General features: G+C 48.7%; 18 protein-coding genes, 2 tRNA genes and 1 other annotated feature. Of the genes, 15 read left to right on the forward strand and 5 right to left on the reverse strand.

What is annotated here, in order from left to right:
- The first annotated feature begins 65 nt into the window (after positions 1-65).
- Positions 66-209: a copper amine oxidase N-terminal domain-containing protein gene (locus CRG97_RS07745; protein WP_237566336.1), complete on the forward strand. Its 144-nt coding sequence runs from the start codon at positions 66-68 to the stop codon at positions 207-209.
- Between the two features lie 13 nt (positions 210-222).
- Here CRG97_RS07745 and CRG97_RS07750 read toward each other — a convergent pair whose 3' ends face one another.
- A complete protein-coding gene (locus CRG97_RS07750) occupies positions 223-516 on the reverse strand; it encodes a magnetosome magnetite crystal formation protein family (RefSeq protein WP_098742520.1) in 294 nt (97 codons plus the stop codon).
- Positions 517-675: 159 nt separating this feature from the next.
- Between CRG97_RS07750 and CRG97_RS07755 the strand changes: the two genes are divergently transcribed.
- The 3 genes from CRG97_RS07755 (at position 676) to CRG97_RS07765 (ending at position 1,670) form a co-directional block, all read left to right on the forward strand.
- Positions 676-749: transfer RNA gene (locus CRG97_RS07755), tRNA-Arg, on the forward strand.
- 59 nt (positions 750-808) lie between these two features.
- Entirely contained in the window at positions 809-1,057 is a 249-nt protein-coding gene (locus tag CRG97_RS33215; RefSeq protein WP_202618887.1) for a hypothetical protein, read from the forward strand.
- 172 nt (positions 1,058-1,229) lie between these two features.
- A complete protein-coding gene (locus tag CRG97_RS07765; protein ID WP_098742521.1) occupies positions 1,230-1,670 on the forward strand; it encodes a hypothetical protein in 441 nt (146 codons plus the stop codon).
- Positions 1,671-1,761: 91 nt separating this feature from the next.
- Here CRG97_RS07765 and CRG97_RS07770 read toward each other — a convergent pair whose 3' ends face one another.
- The 3 genes from CRG97_RS07770 to CRG97_RS07780 form a co-directional block, all read right to left on the reverse strand.
- Positions 1,762-3,624: an arginine--tRNA ligase gene (locus CRG97_RS07770; RefSeq protein WP_098742522.1), complete on the reverse strand. Its 1,863-nt coding sequence runs from the start codon at positions 3,622-3,624 to the stop codon at positions 1,762-1,764.
- A gap of 59 nt (positions 3,625-3,683) precedes the next feature.
- Positions 3,684-3,906: a binding site (T-box leader), on the reverse strand.
- A gap of 58 nt (positions 3,907-3,964) precedes the next feature.
- Positions 3,965-4,729, reverse strand: a complete 765-nt coding sequence (locus CRG97_RS07775; protein ID WP_098742523.1) for a class I SAM-dependent methyltransferase — start codon at positions 4,727-4,729, stop codon at positions 3,965-3,967.
- Positions 4,730-4,872: 143 nt separating this feature from the next.
- Positions 4,873-5,301 carry an EamA family transporter gene (locus CRG97_RS07780; RefSeq protein WP_098742524.1) on the reverse strand — a complete coding sequence of 143 codons (429 nt, stop codon included), beginning with the start codon at positions 5,299-5,301 and terminating at the stop codon, positions 4,873-4,875.
- A 134-nt stretch (positions 5,302-5,435) separates the two neighbouring features.
- Here CRG97_RS07780 and CRG97_RS07785 point away from each other — a divergent pair, with 134 nt between their 5' ends.
- Positions 5,436-5,879, forward strand: coding sequence for an acetyltransferase (locus CRG97_RS07785; RefSeq protein WP_098742525.1), 444 nt, complete (start codon positions 5,436-5,438; stop codon positions 5,877-5,879).
- Positions 5,880-7,117: 1,238 nt separating this feature from the next.
- Here CRG97_RS07785 and CRG97_RS07795 read toward each other — a convergent pair.
- Positions 7,118-7,191: transfer RNA gene (locus tag CRG97_RS07795), tRNA-Arg, on the reverse strand.
- Positions 7,192-7,552: 361 nt separating this feature from the next.
- Between CRG97_RS07795 and CRG97_RS07800 the strand changes: the two genes are divergently transcribed.
- The 10 genes from CRG97_RS07800 (at position 7,553) to speD (ending at position 20,200) form a co-directional block, all read left to right on the forward strand.
- On the forward strand, positions 7,553-8,395 hold the full coding sequence (locus tag CRG97_RS07800; RefSeq protein WP_098742527.1) for a hypothetical protein: 843 nt from the start codon (positions 7,553-7,555) through the stop codon (positions 8,393-8,395).
- A gap of 145 nt (positions 8,396-8,540) precedes the next feature.
- Entirely contained in the window at positions 8,541-9,863 is a 1,323-nt protein-coding gene (gene tig, locus CRG97_RS07805; protein WP_098742528.1) for a trigger factor, read from the forward strand.
- Positions 9,864-10,138: 275 nt separating this feature from the next.
- Positions 10,139-10,729 (forward strand): ATP-dependent Clp endopeptidase proteolytic subunit ClpP, encoded by a 591-nt coding sequence (gene clpP, locus CRG97_RS07810; protein ID WP_006208779.1) that lies wholly within the window; start codon positions 10,139-10,141, stop codon positions 10,727-10,729.
- A 14-nt stretch (positions 10,730-10,743) separates the two neighbouring features.
- The gene (gene clpX, locus CRG97_RS07815; protein WP_098742529.1) at positions 10,744-12,009 is read left to right on the forward strand and encodes an ATP-dependent protease ATP-binding subunit ClpX; all 1,266 of its coding nucleotides are present in this window, start codon (positions 10,744-10,746) and stop codon (positions 12,007-12,009) included.
- 113 nt (positions 12,010-12,122) lie between these two features.
- A complete protein-coding gene (gene ispG / locus CRG97_RS07820) occupies positions 12,123-13,232 on the forward strand; it encodes a flavodoxin-dependent (E)-4-hydroxy-3-methylbut-2-enyl-diphosphate synthase (protein ID WP_076323108.1) in 1,110 nt (369 codons plus the stop codon).
- Between the two features lie 650 nt (positions 13,233-13,882).
- The gene (lonB, locus tag CRG97_RS07825; protein WP_397330396.1) at positions 13,883-15,592 is read left to right on the forward strand and encodes an ATP-dependent protease LonB; all 1,710 of its coding nucleotides are present in this window, start codon (positions 13,883-13,885) and stop codon (positions 15,590-15,592) included.
- A gap of 84 nt (positions 15,593-15,676) precedes the next feature.
- Entirely contained in the window at positions 15,677-18,013 is a 2,337-nt protein-coding gene (gene lon, locus CRG97_RS07830; protein WP_098742531.1) for an endopeptidase La, read from the forward strand.
- Positions 18,014-18,029: 16 nt separating this feature from the next.
- A complete protein-coding gene (gene yihA, locus CRG97_RS07835; RefSeq protein ID WP_237566337.1) occupies positions 18,030-18,674 on the forward strand; it encodes a ribosome biogenesis GTP-binding protein YihA/YsxC in 645 nt (214 codons plus the stop codon).
- 214 nt (positions 18,675-18,888) lie between these two features.
- On the forward strand, positions 18,889-19,479 hold the full coding sequence (locus CRG97_RS07840; RefSeq protein WP_076323113.1) for a non-ribosomal peptide synthetase module: 591 nt from the start codon (positions 18,889-18,891) through the stop codon (positions 19,477-19,479).
- 322 nt (positions 19,480-19,801) lie between these two features.
- A complete protein-coding gene (gene speD / locus CRG97_RS07845; RefSeq protein ID WP_076323114.1) occupies positions 19,802-20,200 on the forward strand; it encodes an adenosylmethionine decarboxylase in 399 nt (132 codons plus the stop codon).
- Positions 20,201-20,224: the final 24 nt, after the last annotated feature.

Raw genomic sequence — 20,224 nt, forward strand, 5'->3', positions numbered from 1 at the left:
GAAGATGGGCTCCAAGCACGGTCGTTAACGGAAAGAATGAAGCACTGGATTCGGCACCACGAATAGTGAAAGGCACCACAATGGTGCCACTGCGTTTTTGTGGCATCCGAGCGCTGGGCTGTGAAGTGCAGTGGGACGGCAATGAATGTACTGATTTACAACAAAATAACACAAGAAGGACCATGCGGTTAAGCGCATGGTCCTTTTAGAATAAGATGCTCATTAAGCATACTCCCTCAGCACTTGAATGCCCATGATCACGTTATAAACAAAAGCCCCGAAGTAGAGAATGCCGAACAGGATGAGGTATCCAATGATGGAACCGAAGGACCCTGAGGTAACGGCCATGTAAATCAGCGGTATCGCTGCTATGACGGGAAATACGTGCGAGAACAGGGCGCGACGGGCGTGCTTGGCAACATAGGCGTCCGGGGAGAAAATCCATACGAGGAGAGGAAGGAGGAAGGGGGCAAAGAAGATGCTGAAATACGATAAAGAGGATAAAAGCTGTCTCATGATATCACGCTCCTGAAGTCATTTTCATGATATACATATTACCCAGTAAGCCCGCTCCTGATTCGGTTCTGAACCATTCCGAAAAAAAGTTCTTTGAAAAATACAAAAGATGCGATATAATATACTTCGTTACTGTTTAAAAGATTTTCATACATATATGTCCCAGTAGCTCAGCTGGATAGAGCAACGGCCTTCTAAGCCGTCGGTCAGGGGTTCGAATCCCTTCTGGGACGTAAAAAAGCACCGCCCTTCAGGGCGGTGCTTTTGCGTCCATGGGGATGAGGACCCATAATTGGGTTCGTCGGAGCATAAGCTTCGTAAGGATTACATCGCAGTCGGCCTGGAAGGCCGTATCCCGACTGGGACAAGAACGTCCCGTGAGGATGAGAACCCCATTTGGGGTACGCCTGCGCATAAGCTTCGGAGGGCCACTTCGCAGTCGGCCGAAGGCCGTATCCCGACTGGGACAAGAACGTCCCGTGAGGATGAGAACCCCGAATGGGGTACGCCTGATTCGCGCTTGGAAACAGGCGAGCTGTAGAAGGAATCCGTTCATTTTTATAAGAAGCTGGGGTATGCCCAGATTGAACCGTTTGGTGAATACATGGGAAGCGAATATAGTTTATGTTTTGAGAAGTGTCTGACATCCTAGCGGTTTCGTCTTATAATAGAAGAAAAAGTATTTTACGAACCATATCGAGGAGGCATCGAGCATGCAGCTTACTAAAATATCACAAAATACCGCCATTTTATTGGAGCATGCCAGAAAATCGGGGCTGACTTCCTCCGAACTGCTGGAGGCTGTGCGCTCTGGCGAGGTAGAAAGATTCCAAGTCGCGAACAATGGTCATTTTCACTACGAGGAACTGTTCTCTTATGCCGGAGAGCATGGGGAAGATTTGGAGAAGGCCGTTAGCGAGGGATACAAAATTACGTTTAACACCCGCAACGGGTTGAAAATCTGGCTGGAGGAAGCCTTTCGCATCAGCTCGGAATCCGATTTTAGTGTAGGTGAAGGCATTATTGAAGGGCTGAAGCTCCAGGAGGAACAGGTCGCACGCTTGAAGGAAGCGCTGGCTGTCAACTGGACCCTCCAGGAAGAGCCAGCTGCAGCTGGTGTCCAGGTCAGACTGACCGTCAGAGGATTGCAATAATATATATGATAGCCACCGTACTTATTCAACAAGAATAGTACGGTGGCTTTTTTAAATACAGCATGATTCGTTAATCTCTTTCAGAGGGAGTTTACATCCGGCTTGGCGTGGGCAGTCCCAGCACCTCCAGCGCTTCGCCAAGGTTGTTCTTGAATAAGGCAGTGAGCCATACACGGAACTGGAGCACTTCATCCGCCGATTTTAGAATAGGGCATGCCGAATAAAAATTGTTGAACAAGGAGCACAGCTCATAAGTAAAGTTGCAGATGGCGCTTGGGGATAGATCCCGTCCGGCGGCGTATAGGGTATCATGCCAGGTGCTGATATGGCGAAGCAGCGCATGCTCCGCTTTTTCCATAGCAGGGAACCGGGCAGGCACAGACGGCGTAACACCGGCTTCTTGAGCTTTATTGAGCACGCTGAGTGCACGCGCGTAGGAGTAGAGCAGGTATACCCCCGTATTTCCTGATATTTCAGTGGCCTGCTTCAGATCGAACACCACCTCGGTTTGCAGTGCAAAGCGAAGCAGATAGTAACGGATGGAGGCGGCTGCGATCGTATGACTGGACAAACCGTTTTTATCGGAACGGGTATCTTCGATGACCTTGGCTACTTGGTGGATAAGCTCGGTGATTTTAATTCCGATTCCCTGACGTCCGGACATCGCATAGGACGCTTTCCCGTCTGAAGTATCGATTCCGAGGTCCGCAGCCGCAGAAGGGCTTAACGAAACAACGCCGTAGCTGACATGACGGAGCTTGTCGGCCTCTTTATGGAAGCCCAAGCTTTCTAGTGCCTGCTTCACCATCGCTTGCGGGTACTGCTGCCTGTAATCAATGACGTTGATGACCATGTCTGCTTTGCCGAAAGAGAGCTGCTCGCCATGGGTACTCGTCGTCCAAACCTCATCCGTGAATTTTTTGTATACAAAATCGTTGGAGAGCACACCGTATTTCCACAAGTGGTAGGCGATGTCTTTGGCCGTGTAAGTCAGTATGCCATTGGAGCGCACGAGCACTTTATCCATACTGTGGTCTGACTCCGGATCGTCCACGGCTTCCGTTCCTGTTTGCTTGAGCACCCAGCAGCCTGCAAGCTTACCCTCGGTTTCCTGATGGAAGAGCTGCGTATTCTTCAACAGCTCGAAAGCGGATGACCAAAATCCCTCTCTGACAATGCTGCTCTCCCATACAAGCAGATCATAGTCAATGCCGAACTGCTTCATTTCTTCAAGATGCTCTTTGACGATTCTCTCGGCAACGAGCAGTCCGATCCAGGATAAATTCTGGTTGCCCTCTTCCAGTGCGTGCAGAACCTCAGTCCGATGCTGAACCAGTCCAGGCTCCCTTTCATAGGCTTTATTGGTACTTGAGTACACGTCCCAGCAGTAATCGCCGAACCGGGCATGTTCCTTCGATAGCGGCGTGTGGAGCATTCCAACTACCGTATCTGCCAGTTGATTGCCAAGGTCGTCGATATAATTATGAACCTCTACCTCGTAACCAAGCCTCCTCATCAGCCTGACCAGCGTATCTCCGATACAGGAGTTTCTAAGATGGCCGATATGGGCGGATTTGTTCGGATTAATGGAAGTGTGCTCAATGACAATCTTCTCGTTAGTTGCCGGAGGCAGTTCAAAGTGATGCCCGGCCCAATATTCCCAATCGATACGCAGATTCATAAAGCCTGGGGTAACAATCTCCGTGGAATAGACCAGCTGTTTGTACGACGCGTCCTGCTCAAGCTCGGCTTGAATCAGCTCGGCAATGTGCATCGGAGCCTTACGAAGCAGCTTCGCAAGCTGCATCGCAATGTTGGTGGCATAATCCCCATGCTCCATGCTGGCAGGCTGCTCAATCCGGATTGGAGTGGAATCCGGCAGTTTGGAGCCCAAAGTTTCACACACCTGGTTTACAGCTTGTTGAAGGCTTGAAGTAATCAAATGACTTAGCAAATTAAATCCCCCTTTTTGAAAAAAAACATGTCAGAAAAATCAAAAAAGCCCTCATCTCCTAAAGAGACGAGGACTTGTGCTCGCGGTACCACTCTTGTTGTTAAACCGAAGGGTTTAACCACCTTTATACGATAACGGTGTAAGCCGGGGCTTCCTACAGTATTTCACTTCGGAAGACCATCTCCTGGGTCCGCTTCACGGCCGACTTTGTACCGGTTTCCACCCTCCCGGCTCGCTTGGACTAAAGTCAAGTGCAGTTACTCTCCCAATCAACGAAAATCACATGTTCAAGTTTTTCATATTATTAACCATTCTATTTAGAAAATCAACCCTAAAATGACTAAACCTTCTCTGCAAAGACACGCAGGCGCCTGTAATCTCCATAAAACGCATCCTCATGCCAGAGTGTCGCTTGGGCAGCTTGGCTGATGCGGGCAATGGCTTGGTCCTTCTCTTCAGCCGAGAATCCAGTGAAGAAACGATCGCCAAAATGCAGCAGCCAATATTTCACGCCGTCCTTGCCTTCAGGCAGCTTCGTGGGCCGGTCGAAGTGATGGGCGATATGCACCCGGAACCCTTGGAATTCAAGCAAGGTGGTATACTGGCCAAGACTTGGAAAATACCACGGATTTCGGGTGTCGGCATCAATTCCATAATGATCGGCGAACACCGTTTTCAAGGCTTGGTAAATTCCGTCGATATTTCCCTTGCCTCCAAACTCCGCGACGAATCGACCACCGGGCTTGAGTGCGCCATAGACGGAGCGTACTACACCAGCAGCATCCTTCATCCAGTGTAGGGCGGCATTCGAGAAGACGGCATCATACGGCGTTTCGGTTTCGAAGTTCTGTCCGTCTCCGGTTATAAACATCAGTTCAGGATATTTGCTTTTGGCGCGCTCCATCATCTCGGCCGAATCATCCATGCCGATTACATGAGCACCCGAAGCGGATATTTCATAAGCCAAATCACCGGTTCCGCAGCCGAGATCAAGAATCCGTTCTCCGGGTTGAGGCGCAAGAAGTTCTGCCACTCCTTTTCCATAAGCCGAGACAAACGATAACTGCCGATCATAATCGTAAGCTTTCCATACTTGCTTTGACATAACAACACTCCTTCACCCATGAATTATCCTCATTGTGACATGGTTAGCTTATAATTGGAAATATATAAATGAAATAATATTGATAGGTTTTAGCAATAAGCGGGCGAATAAAAAGCCGCTGAGCAGCGGTTTTATGTAGAACATTATTTAACGGCAACAAGAAGAGCGCCAACGGCAATAAGTGCAACGCCGGCTGCGTTAATCCAGGATATTTTTTCTCCAAGAAAGACAAAGGCCAGAATGACCGCGATGACAACGCTTAATTTATCGATAGGTCCGACCTGCGATACTTTGCCGTATTTGAGCGCGAGAAAATAAAACAGCCAGGACAATGCACCCGCAATGCCGCTGAGCACAATGAAGCTTAATGCTTTCTTCTGAACCAGAATGTCACCGAGTTCCGAGAATTTGCCCTGAACCCCCACGACCCCGAGCAGAAACAGTGCCATGATGACAGAGCGAATGGCCGTTGCTGAATTGGCATCGATGTTTTGCAGGCCTATTTTTCCGAAAATAGCGATAAGTGCCGCCGTGGCCGCCGACAGCAATGCGTATACAAGCCATAATGGCAATGCTGATCTCTCCTTCCTGACTAAGATAAAGTCTCTGATTAATGTACCGGATTCCTTTATAATAGTATAGAGCAATTTTACCGATATCATGAATTTCTATGAGATCGAACAATTTGAAAGGGAATGGATGAAAAATGACGTTTCATATAGCGCCTTACGCAGAAGAGTATCATGATCAGTTGGTGGAACTGTGGCATCGTGCCGTATCCCAAACCCACGATTTCCTGACGGAGGAAGACATCCGGTTTTATTATGACATGATCAAAAACGGAGCGCTGAGAGCCGTGGAGATCTGGGTGTGCTTGAATACGGAACAGGAACCGATTGGATTTATGGGGCTGGATGGCTCCAAAATTGAAATGCTGTTCGTGGATCCCCTCCATCACGGCCAGGGTACGGGAACGAAACTGATCCGGCATGCCGAACAGCTGAAGGGGCGGAGGCTGCAAGTCGATGTGAATGAACAGAACCCCAAGGCCTATGGCTTTTATAAAAAATACGGCTTCGTGCAAATCGGCTGCTCCGAGTTGGACGGCTCCGGGAAGCCATTTCCGCTTATTCACATGGAGCTGCAGTAATGTCATGGATCAGCGCAGCTAGCCCAGCGAAAATCGCATAACATTCTCAGAAGAAAACTCCGCGAGATCATTCGCAGGAGTTTTTTTCGTGGGAAGCGGGACGCCAACCCGGCGCCGGCCGCGGTAGCGGCAGACGGCCACTTTCTTCGTTGAAAGAACTTCGATAGACGTTATATCTTAACTAATCTGATAAAAAAGTGGGGGAGCAGCCAACTGGAGAAGTCTAAGCTGAGGAGTCAATGAAGTTTTTCCGAGTAACTTGTCGTTGCGCTATTCTTGGCGCTCCTATCAGAAAAGGGTATCGGTCGGGCTGGAGCATCATCTGAAGAATCGCTACAGCAGGTGCTGGATCTGATCGAGGACACGTAATATCTTGTATATAGTGAATCCCGATAGAGTGAATCTCACCGCTGGTTTGTGACCAAACGGGATTACCATACGGTGCCGGGGGAAATCGGACGCAGTTAAGAGCATGAAGAGCGCCTTACCCAACTGTGGTCCAAGCATGTCGGCCCGGACGAATTTGGTTTACCTATACCCCCGATGGAAGGAAAATACTTCTGACCGTCGCACACTAGGCAACCTCTGCGAGCGAGAGCGTTGTCTTCTATTTTCGTGAAGAAATCCGAGCGGGGGAGTGCTTGGCGGTAGTAAAGTATTGTTTGCAGCAGGTGTATAGGTGTAGAGAGTTGTGCGGTCGCGTTGCGTTGCCTTAACGGACTCAGGAGCCGTTAATTGAGGAAAAAACACTCGTACAGGTATGGTAACGGACCTGAAGTCCGTTATTTATGACAAAAGAGGGTAATTTGCCTGTGAATTTGCTAAATAACGGCTTTGGTGTCCGCTAATTTCTAAATTAGGACGTTTTTTCTGGAATAACGAATCTACGGTCCGATAGAGTTATGTTCTGTGCGCGATGTTGGGAATCTGCTATTGGAAGTCATATCCACATTGTACCTCAGAAGGGAGGCGGCCTTGCAGGCCGCCTGCGAAGCAATCCTCCCGAAGCGTATGCGAAGGCGAACCCAATTCTGGGTTCATCACCCTTCTGGAATACGCAAAGAAGCCGCCAACTATCACTAGTGGCGGCTTCCTCTTTTACGTCCCAGAAGGGATGCGGCCTCTCCAGGCCGACTGCGCAGCAATCCTTCCGAAGCATAGGCTCCGACGCCCCCCTACCAGGGGTTCTCATCCCCATGGACGCAAAAACACCACCCCGAAGGGCGGTGCATTTTTTACGTCCCAGAAGGGATTCGAACCCCTGACCGACGGCTTAGAAGGCCGTTGCTCTATCCAGCTGAGCTACTGGGACATAGGAATTTTTCAAGCAAAAAATATTTTATCACATACGCTGGAGAAATTCAATCATTATTTTAAGATGCATAGTTTTTTGGTTCTGCAAGATTATGAGAGCAGCATATCGGGTTATATTGATAAAATATACGCTGGACTATATAAAGATAGTCGTCCACCCGTTGCCGGATGCGGCAAAGTACGAGGGATGTCAGCCCTTTTTTAAACTTGGCAGTACATATGCTATAATCAACGAATACGAAAAACAGGACTAGAAAGGAGGTGTCCTTATCAAGGACTCTTACTCCCAAGAACAAGAGGACAAGAACATCATCCTGTTTCCGAAGACGCTGGATTATTACCAGATTCAGCTTACGGTTATGCTCGAGAATGAACGTTACGGTGAAGCGATGGAGGTTCTGCGCTTTCTGCTGAAATGCGGCGGACAGAATGAACGGCATTATGAAGAGTGGAATTCGCTCCTCGACTGGCTTAAAGCCGCATTTCCGGAACAGGCTGTCCCCCGTTCGGTTGATTCCGAAGCAGAGCCCGAGGAGGATGATCCGGACGAAGCGGAAATGGCAAGGCAGATGGTTAGGGACAAAGTCGCTCAGGATGCCGGATATGCCGACAAGCTGCTGGCTTCGGTCATGAACGGGCCGCTGACAGAGCAGACCATTTTGGCGCTGGAACAGCTCGCTTATTTGGACCGTCCGGAGATCGACGCTATTTTGGTCGAGTGGCTGCATGATACGCCGCTTCATCCGCTGCTGCAATTTCGGGTGCTGCAAACGCTCCGGAGAAGAGGAATGGAAGGTAATGTGAGCCTTCATCGCGGGCAGGAAGCCGTCGAGATTGAGATCGAATCGGTTCCCCTGGACCCGGGAAGTTTCCCGGACGCCATTTCGAAAATTTTGGAGCGTGTGGCCGATCAGACTGAGATTCATGAACCGACACTATTTTATTTTGCACAGGAATTATGGTCTCAGTTCATCATGGCGATTTACGGCACCGAAGATTACCATTCCATGCTGGATGAAGAAGAATCCACGCTTGACATATGGGCGGCTGCGCTGCATGACATTGTGTCGGAGAGTCTGAAAGGGTTTCGCAATGAGGAGGAAATCCGCCCGCTCTACGGCATAACGGACACCATGCGGTTCCGCTATGAGGGAGCCTACCGATCTCTTAAACAATTTGTTGCTGCGGGCGTGGAAGATTAGCCAGAGTTGGAAAACGTTTACGGTATCGTAGCATAAGGGTTCGCCCTTGAAAAAGAATTTAATGTTGTTTATACTATAGTGGTTATTCGGTACGTGATACATTATTGCGTCGACCACGTGAATTATTTTGGAGGGGAAAGCATAAATGAAAGCAACTTGGGAAAAAATAGAGAAGAACCTTGGGGTTCTTGACGTTGAGGTTGATGCGGAGCGCGTTGCATCCGCCCTCGACAAAGCTTTTAATAAAGTAGCTAAAAAAGCAAATGTACCTGGATTCCGTAAAGGTAAAGTACCTCGCTCGATCTTCGAAGCTCGTTTTGGCGTTGAGAGCTTGTACCAGGATGCAATCGACATCCTTCTTCCAGAAGTATACAGCGAAGCTGTAGAACAAGCGGATATCTTCCCTGTGGATCGTCCAGAAGTGGACATCGAGCAATTCGCTAAAGGCGAAACTTTTAAGTTCAAAGCAAGAGTAACGGTAAAACCAGAAGTTAAACTTGGCGAATACAAAGGTGTTGAAGTTGCTGCAGTAGCTGCTGAGGTTTCCGACGAGGAACTGAGCGAAGAGCTCGAGCGTCTGCAACAACGTCATGCTGAGCTTACAGTAATCGACGAAGGTGCTTCCCAGTCTGGCGATATCGTTGTGATTGATTTTGACGGTTCCGTTGACGGCGTTCCTTTCGAAGGTGGACAAGCTGAGCGTTATTCCCTTGAGCTTGGAAGCAACACGTTCATTCCAGGTTTTGAAGATCAAGTCATCGGAATGGCTACTGGAGACTTCAAAGACGTGGAAGTGACATTCCCTGAAACTTACCATGCTGAAGATTTGGCTAACAAACAAGCTATCTTCAAAGTGAAAGTTCACGAAATCAAACGCAAGCAGCTTCCTGAGCTGGATGATGAATTCGCTAAAGACGTAAGTGAATTCGATACGCTTGATGAGTACAAGGAAGATCTGAAGAAACAACTGCTGACTCGCAAAGAGCAAGAAGCACAAGGCGTTCGTGAGAACGAAGCCGTTGAAAAAGCTGCAGCTAACGCTGAAGTTGAAATTCCTGAAGCTATGATTCAATCCGAAGTTCAGAACATGATGCGCGATTTCGACAACCGTCTTCGCCAGCAAGGTATGAACCTGGAAATGTTCCTTAGCTTCTCCGGCCAAACGAATGCCGATCTGGAAGGTCAAATGAAGGACGATGCTGCAAAACGCGTTCGCAACAACCTCGTGCTCGAGCAAATCGCGAAAGAAGAAAAGCTCGAAGTATCCGAAGAGGAAATCAACAAAGAGCTGGAAAACATGGCTGACACATACAAACGTCCTGCTGATGAAATCCGCAGCATCTTGGGTGCTAACGGTTCCCTTGACAGCCTTCGTGAAGAACTGCTTCTTCGCAAAACCATCGACTTCTTGTTGGAAAACAGCGTAGAAGGCGCTCCTGTTGAGAAGAAAGAAGCAACTGAAGAATAATAAATAGGCGGCTGCGAAAAGCTGCCCTCACATTAGATAAGGCACGTACATTTCATGCGTGCCTTATTTTTAACTAAGAATAGCCAATTTACTACTAAATGTGACATGAATTGGTTATTAATTTCGACATACATAATGAGACAAGTTGGCAGGATATAATTCTTGGCAAGTTCATAGAATGTAAGCAGGGTTAAAAAATGACATCGTGCTGTGAACATGTTAGAATAACTTTTGTAACGTTGTAGTATATTTTTCAAGGAAAAGAGGTTGGTCGCATGAGTCTTGTACCTATGGTTGTGGAACAAACCAGTCGAGGCGAAAGATCTTACGATATCTACTCAAGATTACTGAAGGATCGCATAATATTCCTCAGCAGTGCGATCGATGACGATGTTGCCAATCTTGTCATCGCCCAGCTTCTGTTTCTAGCTGCGGAAGATCCGGAAAAAGACATCTCTTTGTACATCAATTCCCCTGGCGGTTCGGTTACAGCCGGGATGGGTATATATGATACGATGCAGTTGATCAAGCCTGATGTGTCCACGATTTGCGTTGGCATGGCCGCCAGTATGGGATCACTGTTGCTTACTGCAGGAGCGCCAGGCAAACGCTATGCTCTCGAGAACAGTGAAGTGATGATTCATCAGCCGCTCGGAGGCATTCAAGGTCAGGCATCCGATATCCAAATCCATGCAGATTGGATCATCAAGACCAGACATAAGCTGAATCAAATCTATGTGGAGCGCACGGGTCAGCCCCTTGAAAAAATCGAACGCGATACGGACCGCGACTTTTTCATGAGCGCGGAGGAAGCGAAGGCGTACGGGATTATTGATGATGTTCTGTCTTCACCGACCAAATCTTAAGGGGTGGTAATAGCATGTTTAAATTTAACGATGACAAAGGGCAGCTGAAGTGCTCCTTCTGCGGTAAATCGCAGGAGCAGGTCCGCAAGCTGGTTGCGGGGCCCGGTGTTTATATATGTGACGAGTGTATTGACTTGTGTTCAGAGATCGTTGAGGAAGAACTCGGCCATGAGGAAGAAGTGGATCTGAAGGATATTCCGAAACCACGTGATATTCGTGACATTCTGGATCAATACGTAATCGGTCAGGATCAAGCGAAGAAGTCCCTTTCCGTTGCCGTTTACAATCACTATAAGCGCATCAATACCCAGAACAAAATTGAGGACGTTGAATTGCAAAAGAGTAATATTTTGCTGCTCGGACCTACAGGTTCCGGTAAAACATTGCTCGCGCAAACCATGGCCAAAATTCTCAACGTGCCGTTCGCTATTGCAGATGCAACTTCACTGACCGAAGCTGGTTATGTAGGTGAGGATGTCGAGAACATTCTGCTGAAGCTGATTCAAGCAGCGGATTATGATGTGGAAAAAGCGGAACGCGGCATTATCTATATTGATGAGATCGATAAAGTGGCTCGTAAATCGGAGAACCCGTCCATTACCCGTGACGTTTCCGGTGAAGGGGTTCAGCAGGCCCTGCTGAAAATTCTTGAAGGTACCGTAGCTTCCGTGCCGCCGCAAGGTGGACGCAAGCATCCGCATCAGGAATTCATCCAGATCGATACAACGAATATCCTGTTCATTTGCGGTGGTGCATTTGACGGATTGGAGCAGTACATTAAACGTCGGATCGGTAAAAAGGTCATCGGCTTTAATGCATCCGGCGAAAACCAGAAGGAACTTAAGCCAGGTGAATACCTGACGATGGTTCTGCCGGAAGATCTGCTGAAATTCGGCTTGATTCCGGAGTTCGTTGGTCGTCTGCCAGTTGTCTCTACGCTGGAACCGTTGGATGAGGCAACATTGGTGCGTATTCTGTCCGAGCCGAAAAACGCGCTGACAAAACAGTACCAAAAGCTGCTTGAATTTGACAACGTAAACCTCAAATTTGAGCCAGGCGCGCTTGAAGCGATTGCCCGCGAAGCCATTAAGCGCAATACCGGTGCCCGCGGACTGCGTTCCATCATTGAAGGCATTATGCTGGACGTGATGTACGAAGTACCGTCCAGAGATGACATTAAGGATTGCGTCATTACGGAGCAGGTCGTTCGTGATAAAGTGATTCCTGAACTGCAAGCCAAAAGTAACGAAGACGATAAGAAACAAGAAGAAAGCGCCTAATGCGCTCTAGCGCATTAGACGTGGAATAAATCTACGCTGATTCTCCACTTCCAGTTATACCCAATCGGGTTGATTGGAGTGGAGCTTTGGCGTTATATGGGAGAGATCGTACCATGTTTTTGAGACAAGACACACGGCCCGTCAAGGTGGGGAATCTCACTATTGGGGGAAAGAACGAAGTCATTATTCAAAGCATGTGCACCACCAAAACAGCAGATGTGGAGGCGACCGTTGCCGAGATACTCCGTCTGGAAGAAGCGGGATGTCAGATTGTTCGGGTTACGGTGAACAATGAGGAAGCAGCTGCGGCCATCAAGGAAATCAAGAAACGCATTCATATTCCGCTTGTGGCGGATATTCATTTTAACTACAAGCTTGCCCTGATGGCGATCGAGAACGGTATCGATAAAGTGCGGATCAATCCGGGAAACATCGGTAAGCGTGAAAAGGTCGAAGCTGTCGTGAAGGCATGCAAAGAGAAGGGGATTCCGATTCGGATCGGAGTTAACGCCGGTTCCTTGGAGAATCATCTCATTGAAAAATACGGGTATCCGACACCGGAAGCCATGGTGGAAAGCGCCTTGTATCATATCGGCATCTTGGAAGAACTGGATTTCCATGATATCATCGTTTCTCTTAAAGCTTCTGATGTACCGATGGCAATTGCGGCTTACACCAAGGCGGCGGAAGTTATACCATACCCGCTTCATCTGGGCATAACCGAAGCAGGCACCCTGTTCTCGGGTACCGTCAAGAGTGCTGCGGGACTTGGCGCACTGTTGTCCCTTGGAATTGGCAGCACGATGCGTATTTCCTTGAGTGCCGATCCTGTGGAAGAGATCAAGGTAGGCCGGGAGCTGCTCAAATCCTTCGGTCTGATCTCGGATGCGGCAACCTTGGTATCTTGCCCGACCTGCGGACGGCTGGATATCGATTTGTTCTCCATTGCCAACGAGGTGGAGGAATATATCTCGAAGATCAAAGTGCCGATTAAGGTTTCCGTTCTGGGCTGTGCCGTAAACGGCCCCGGCGAGGCAAGAGAAGCCGACATTGGTATTGCCGGTGCTCGGGGTGAAGGTTTGCTCTTCCGTTACGGAGAGATGATCCGTAAGGTACCCGAAGAGACCATGGTTGAAGAGCTTAAGAAAGAAATCGATCATATCGTGAAGGTGTACGAGGAAACGGGTGAAATCCCGGGCCGCAAGCACAAATCCACGGTCTAAGCTAGATAACTTGGTTTTTGAAATGTATCTCCACTTATATAAAAACGGCAGTCTCTGGATTCAAAGAGACTGCCGTTTTGTTTGTTGTTTTCTAAGGAAGCAAAAGGTCCAAGGAAGTCCAAGGTCTGTCTGTTTCTCACATTTCATTGAACGTATTTTGAACGTATAAGGTATAGCAGTGTGAACCAAGACAAGCGGCCTGCTAATTAGTATAAAGTTGCAAGTTAGCGTACTGTTGTCCCAAGTATCATCGCTCCTAACTGAGCTTCTTTTTTATGAAGCTCAGCCCTTCCCACTCTCCCACCCCCATGATTTAGAAGGATGCCATACGCCGCAGCAGCGGAGCGGACGAATCGATTTCGGAGAAGCGAAGCGTTCGCCTTTTTTTTCGGATTTCTACTTTGGTAGCGTAATTCATGAAATTCGGAAACAACAGCGATCGGAGGAACGATACGTACGCGGAGCGTCTCCCTTTTTGATACTTTTACGGCTTCGTCAATGCATCCTAATTAAATCACCCTCTTTTACAATTTGTTCCCCCTCCCGCGTTTTACCATCCGAGGAATCGGCAATACTACCATGTATTAACGTTTGGATGAAGACATAATGGAGTACAGGAGGAATGACTTGTGAATTTAAGTATCGTAATTATGCTGGTGCAGCTGTTTTTTGCGGTCATCATCGGCATTTATTTTTGGAATTTATTGCGCGGACAGAAGACAAGCAAAACAGCGGTGGATCGGGAATCGCGCAAGGAGCTCGATAAACTCCGCAAACTCCGGTCGATATCACTAACGAAACCGCTCGCTGAGAAAACAAGGCCGCAAACGATGGATGACATTGTGGGGCAAAAGGACGGTTTACGCGCCTTAAAGGCAGCGCTATGCAGCGCGAACCCTCAGCATGTCATCGTTTACGGACCCCCGGGGGTCGGTAAGACCGCTGCTGCCCGCGTCGTGATGGAGGAAGCCAAGAAGAACCCGCAATCGCCGTTTAAATATGACGCGAAATTCACGGAAATCGACGCAACGACGGCCCGTTTCGATGAACGCGGAATTGCCGACCCGCTCATCGGGTCTGTTCATGATCCGATTTATCAAGGTGCCGGTGCCATGGGGGTTGCAGGCATTCCTCAGCCGAAGCCGGGTGCGGTGACCAAGGCCCATGGGGGGATCCTGTTTATTGATGAAATCGGGGAATTGCATCCCATCCAGATGAATAAGCTTTTAAAAGTGCTGGAGGACCGCAAGGTGCTGCTCGAAAGTGCATATTATAATTCGGAGGATGCCAATACACCTGCCTATATACACGATATCTTTCAAAATGGCCTTCCGGCAGACTTCCGTCTGGTGGGTGCTACGACACGTTCGCCCGAAGAGATTGCTCCTGCACTTCGCTCGCGCTGCATGGAGATTTTTTTCCGTCCGCTTTTGCCTGAAGAAATTGGGAGAATTGCAGAGGATGCCATTCAGAAAATTGGTTTGAATGCAGCGCCTGAAGCGGTGGAAGTTGTGAAGCAGTACTGCTCCAATGGGCGGGAAGCGGTCAATATGATTCAATTGGCTGCCGGTCTTGCTTTGACGGAGAAGCGAGATTCGCTGCGAGCGGCGGATGTAGAATGGGTAGCCAGCAGCAGCCAGCTTCAGCCAAGGCCCGACCGGAAAATACCGGAGAAGCCTCAGATTGGCGTAGTAAACGGATTGGCCGTATATGGCCCGAATATGGGGGCACTGCTTGAAATTGAAGTATCTGCGGTTCCTGTCGAAGAGGGCCGGGGTACCTACAATATCACCGGGGTTGTGGATGAAGAGGAATTTGGCGGAGGCTCGCGCAAGCTGCGTCGCAAGAGCATGGCCAAAGGCTCTATCGAGAATGTACTAACCGTGCTGGGTTCGATGGGCTTCACACCTAAAAACTATGACCTGCATATCAATTTTCCCGGAGGAACACCGATTGACGGTCCTTCCGCCGGTATTGCGATGGCAACAGCAATCGTATCAGCCATCAAAGGGATTGAAGTCGATAACAAGGTCGCCATGACCGGCGAGATGAGTATTCATGGAAAAGTGAAACCGATAGGCGGGGTCATCGCTAAAGTGGAGGCGGCATTCCAGGCAGGTGCTACCCGCGTGATCATCCCTAAAGACAACTGGCAGACGCTGTTTCAGGATTTGAGCGGCGGTTTGCGGGTAATTCCGGTAGAGTCGGTGGATGAAGTATTCAGCCATATTTTTGGTGGATCGTTCGCTCCGGAGGTGGTACAGCTCCCTGCAAACGAGGTATTTCCATCCGCTTCCGCTTCATTACTGCAGGCGACGCCTCCACGCAACGGCAAAATAACGGACGCCGGAGGATGTTAAGCTTCGTTTGGTTGGTTTTTTATACGCAGATTTGATAAAATAGGAATAGTGTCAACATTGAGAGCCATTGGAGGTGCGAAAGCGATGGGACCCAGTAAATCCAAAGGTCGTCGTTTTCCTTTACTGCCTTTGAGAGGTCTGTTGGTCTATCCAAGCATGGTGCTTCACTTGGATGTAGGCCGGGAGAAATCGGTAAAGGCTTTAGAAAAGGCGATGGTTGAAGACAATTTGATTCTCCTATGTTCTCAATCGGAAGTGAACATTGAAGAACCGACGCAGGATGATATTTTTCGGATTGGCACAGTTGCGAATGTACGCCAGATGCTTAAGCTTCCTAACGGTACCATACGTGTGCTAGTGGAGGGTATGGAACGGGCGGAAGTTATTGAATATACGGATCAAGAGGAATACTATGAGGTCATCGCTCGGGAGCTTCCCGAAGAAGAGAATCATGACCCTGAAGTTTCCGCATTAATGCGAACCGTACTGTCTCAGTTTGAGAATTATATCAATCTGTCGAAGAAGGTGACACCAGAGACACTGGCGGCCGTTTCCGATATTGATGAGCCGGGCCGACTGGCAGACGTCATCACGAGTCATTTGTCACTGAAGATCAAGGATAAGCAAGAAATTCTCGAAACAATTGATGTTCGCAAACGCCTCGAGAAACTTCTAGATATACTGAATAACGAGCGTGAAGTGCTGGAGCTGGAGCGCAAGATCAACCAGCGGGTCAAGAAGCAAATGGAGAAGACCCAGAAGGAATACTATTTGCGCGAACAGATGAAGGCCATCCAGAAAGAACTTGGCGACAAGGAAGGCCGTGCAGGAGAAGTAGAGGAACTTCGAAGTCAGCTTCAGGAGCTTGAGCTGCCGGAGCGCGTACATGAGAAGGTAGAGAAGGAAATCGACCGACTCGAGAAAATGCCGGCAAGCTCTGCAGAGGGCGGCGTGATTCGGAACTATGTCGATTGGCTACTGGCGCTGCCATGGACGAACAAGACCGAGGATGATCTGGACATCGTCAAAGCGGAGCAAGTGCTGGATGAGGATCATTACGGTCTCGAGAAGCCGAAGGAACGCGTGCTGGAATATCTGGCGGTCCAAAAGCTGGTGAAGAAGATGAAGGGGCCTATTCTATGTCTCGTTGGTCCTCCAGGGGTCGGTAAAACATCGCTGGCCCGGTCTATTGCCCGATCTTTGGAACGTAAGTTCGTTCGTGTTTCATTAGGCGGAGTAAGAGACGAGGCGGAAATCCGCGGTCACCGGCGCACTTATGTTGGGGCTATGCCGGGACGTATCATTCAAGGCATGAAAACAGCGGGTTCGATGAATCCTGTGTTCCTGCTGGATGAAATCGATAAGATGGCCTCCGACTTCCGCGGCGACCCGTCTTCCGCACTGCTTGAGGTACTTGACCCTGAGCAAAACAATACGTTCAGCGATCATTTCGTGGAAATTCCTTTTGATTTGTCTAACGTCATGTTTGTCACAACGGCGAATGTGCTTCACAACATTCCAAGACCGCTTCTGGACCGGATGGAAGTGCTGTACATTCCAGGCTATACGGAACTGGAGAAACTGCAGATTGCCAATCGTTATTTGCTGCCCAAGCAGAAGAGTGAGCATGGGCTTGCGCCGGAGCAGTTGATTCTGGAAGAGGAAGCACTCATGAAGGTGATCCGGGAATATACCCGTGAATCCGGGGTGCGGAATCTGGAGCAGCAAGTGGCTGCGCTATGCCGCAAAGCAGCCAAACAGATCGTGACCAATCAATCGGAATCCATTGAGATTAAGGCTGACGATATTAAGGAATATCTCGGCATTCCGAAGTTTCGCTATGGCATGGCCGAGCTTGAAGATCAAGTAGGCACGGTAACAGGGCTTGCGTGGACGGAAGTGGGCGGCGAGACGCTGACCATTGAGGTTACCGTGGTGCCTGGTACCGGCAAGCTGATTTTGACGGGTAAACTGGGTGATGTGATGAAGGAATCGGCTCAAGCCGCCTTCAGTTTTACCCGCTCGAAGGCGGTAGAACTGGGCATTGATCCGGATTTCCACGAGAAGCTGGATGTCCATATCCATATCCCGGAGGGAGCCATTCCGAAGGACGGCCCTTCAGCCGGCATTACGATTGCGACGGCTCTTATCTCATCTTTAACCAAACGGCATGTAGCCCGTGATGTGGCCATGACGGGGGAAATTACACTTCGGGGACGCGTTCTTCCGATTGGTGGCTTGAAAGAGAAATCCCTGGCAGCCCACCGTGCCGGCTACAAAAAAATATTACTCCCTAAGGATAACGAACGTGACTTGCGTGATATACCTGACAGCGTGAAGAACGACGTTGAGTTCGTTCCGGTATCCCATATGGATCAGGTTCTGGAGCATGCGCTCGTTGAACAAGCGGGAGTGCACTAGAGAGGAAAGTCTAATTATGAAAGTTACGAAAGCCGAGTTTGTCATCAGTGCTGTCGTACCTGCTCAATATCCTGAAGACGCCTTGCCGGAAATTGCTCTGGCAGGGCGTTCCAATGTGGGCAAGTCATCACTGATTAACCGTATGATATCCCGTAAGAACCTGGCCCGTACCAGTTCAACACCGGGGAAAACCCAGCAGCTCAACTATTATCGGGTGAACGACGACCTGTATCTGGTCGATTTTCCCGGCTATGGTTATGCGAAGGTATCCAAGACCCAGCGTGCGGCATTTGGCGAAATGATTGAGAGATATTTGCTCAGCCGGGAAGAACTGAAGCTTGTATTACTGATTGTGGACATGCGTCACCCGCCCTCAAAAGATGACATCAGCATGTATGAATGGTTGCAGCATTATAACCGGCCGGTATGCGTGGTTGCGACCAAGGCGGACAAAATTCCGAAAACGCGCCGAGAGAAGCATGTAAAGATCGTGAAGGAAACACTCGGCTTCAAACCCTATCACTCTTTTGTCATGTTTTCATCCGAGCTCGGTCTGGGTAAAGATGAGTTATGGGCCATCATGGAGTCTCATATGGGGACTAAGGATGAAGAAGAAGAGCCATATCTGGATTCGGAAACGGAAAGCAATGAGCAAGCCTGATCCGGTTAATTTCGTGATATTTTTTTCAAGGGTAATATAGGGAATCGGTGAATTCTTTACAGGAAAGTGAGCATCTTGCGGGAAATATCGCTCTGATTCCGGCTAATTCCGTTTTTTTATGAAATATGATGGATATTCTCATTCGAAAGACAGGAAAGACCGCTTGGATCTGCTGTATAATGGTAGTAAGTTAAAAGAATTGAGGGAGATTTTTATGGCTCAGCGGTTAGCCACAGAATATGTTAATGCCACAATGCAAATGACGGACATTCAAATGGATCAATTTCTGCAATATACCCAAGCTTTCCGGGTTACTAACCGGGTAAAAGTCATGGATAGCGGAGAGCAGGAGTTCGTGCTCGAAGATGAAAGCGGGGAAGAAGTTCATTTGCCCTTTGAACGCAAGAATGGCTTGTACGTCTGTGAGCTGTCGTGCCGATTGGTTACTCCCCATCTGACAAATGCCGTACGCAAACTGTTTGCGGCTTTTAAGGGATCAGGTAAAGTGAATCGGATCTATCGCGGCTTTACGATGAGCTACGACTACCACGCGGGAACGGTGCACAGAATTACGCAAGTCACCGGGAACGACAGCATTGTCATTTATGAGTACAAGAATACGGCAGGAGAGCTGCAGCGACTCTTCAACAGCAATGAAGCAGAGAAAGAGATCGAATCCATCCAGCATCACATTAACGTGCTTCTGGACCAACGGATTGCAGCAGGGAATGATAATCTTATTACGAAGACCATAGATGAGCGGCTGCGACGGTTTAATCAACGCCTATTCGTGCTAGAGGCCTAAGGAGGCTGCCCTGTAACAGGGCGGCTTTTCGTATTATCAGGTTAGCTAGAATCTTCTTGTTGTTATTCATGGATCCATGACACCAAGTGGTTCAGACGCACATATATTGAGCTGTAAAATATTTATGGGTAATTTTCGAAAAAGGTGTTGCATTTAAGCGTCATAGATGTTATTTTTAATCTCGTTGAAAAGAATATAGGAACCAGGATTCACTCAGGACATGTAATGTTGCGAGAGATTATTCCCTCGGGAAGTGAATGACGTAGGTCCTAGCGGATGAAATTTTCAAACATTTTATTCCTAGGAAGGGGGAAACCGGAAGATGGAATACTCAACTTTCGGAAGACACGTTGCTGTTGATACTTGGGGAGTCGATTTTGAACTATTGAACAGTGCAGAATTTTTGCAAGCTCAGATGGTGGAAGCCGCTGAAGCATGTGGAGCAACGGTAATGTCCGTCCAATCCAAGCAGTTTGAACCACAAGGTGCAACTGTGCTGGTGTTGCTGTCGGAAAGCCATCTCTCGATTCACACATACCCTGAGAGAGGTTTTGCTGCGATTGACTGTTATACCTGCGGGGAGACAGTAGATCCGCAACTGGCTATTGACTATCTGGTATCCGCTTTGAAACCTGAAAAATGCTATGCTAAGAAACTCGTGCGAGGACTCGGCGAAATGACCGTGGAAACGCCTGAGATGAACCAGGCTGAACTCGTTTAATCCAGCCTTCTAAAAAAATGCCTA

The organism is Paenibacillus sp. EZ-K15, assembly GCF_002573715.1.
Taxonomy (GTDB): Bacteria; Bacillota; Bacilli; order Paenibacillales; family Paenibacillaceae; genus Paenibacillus_AQ.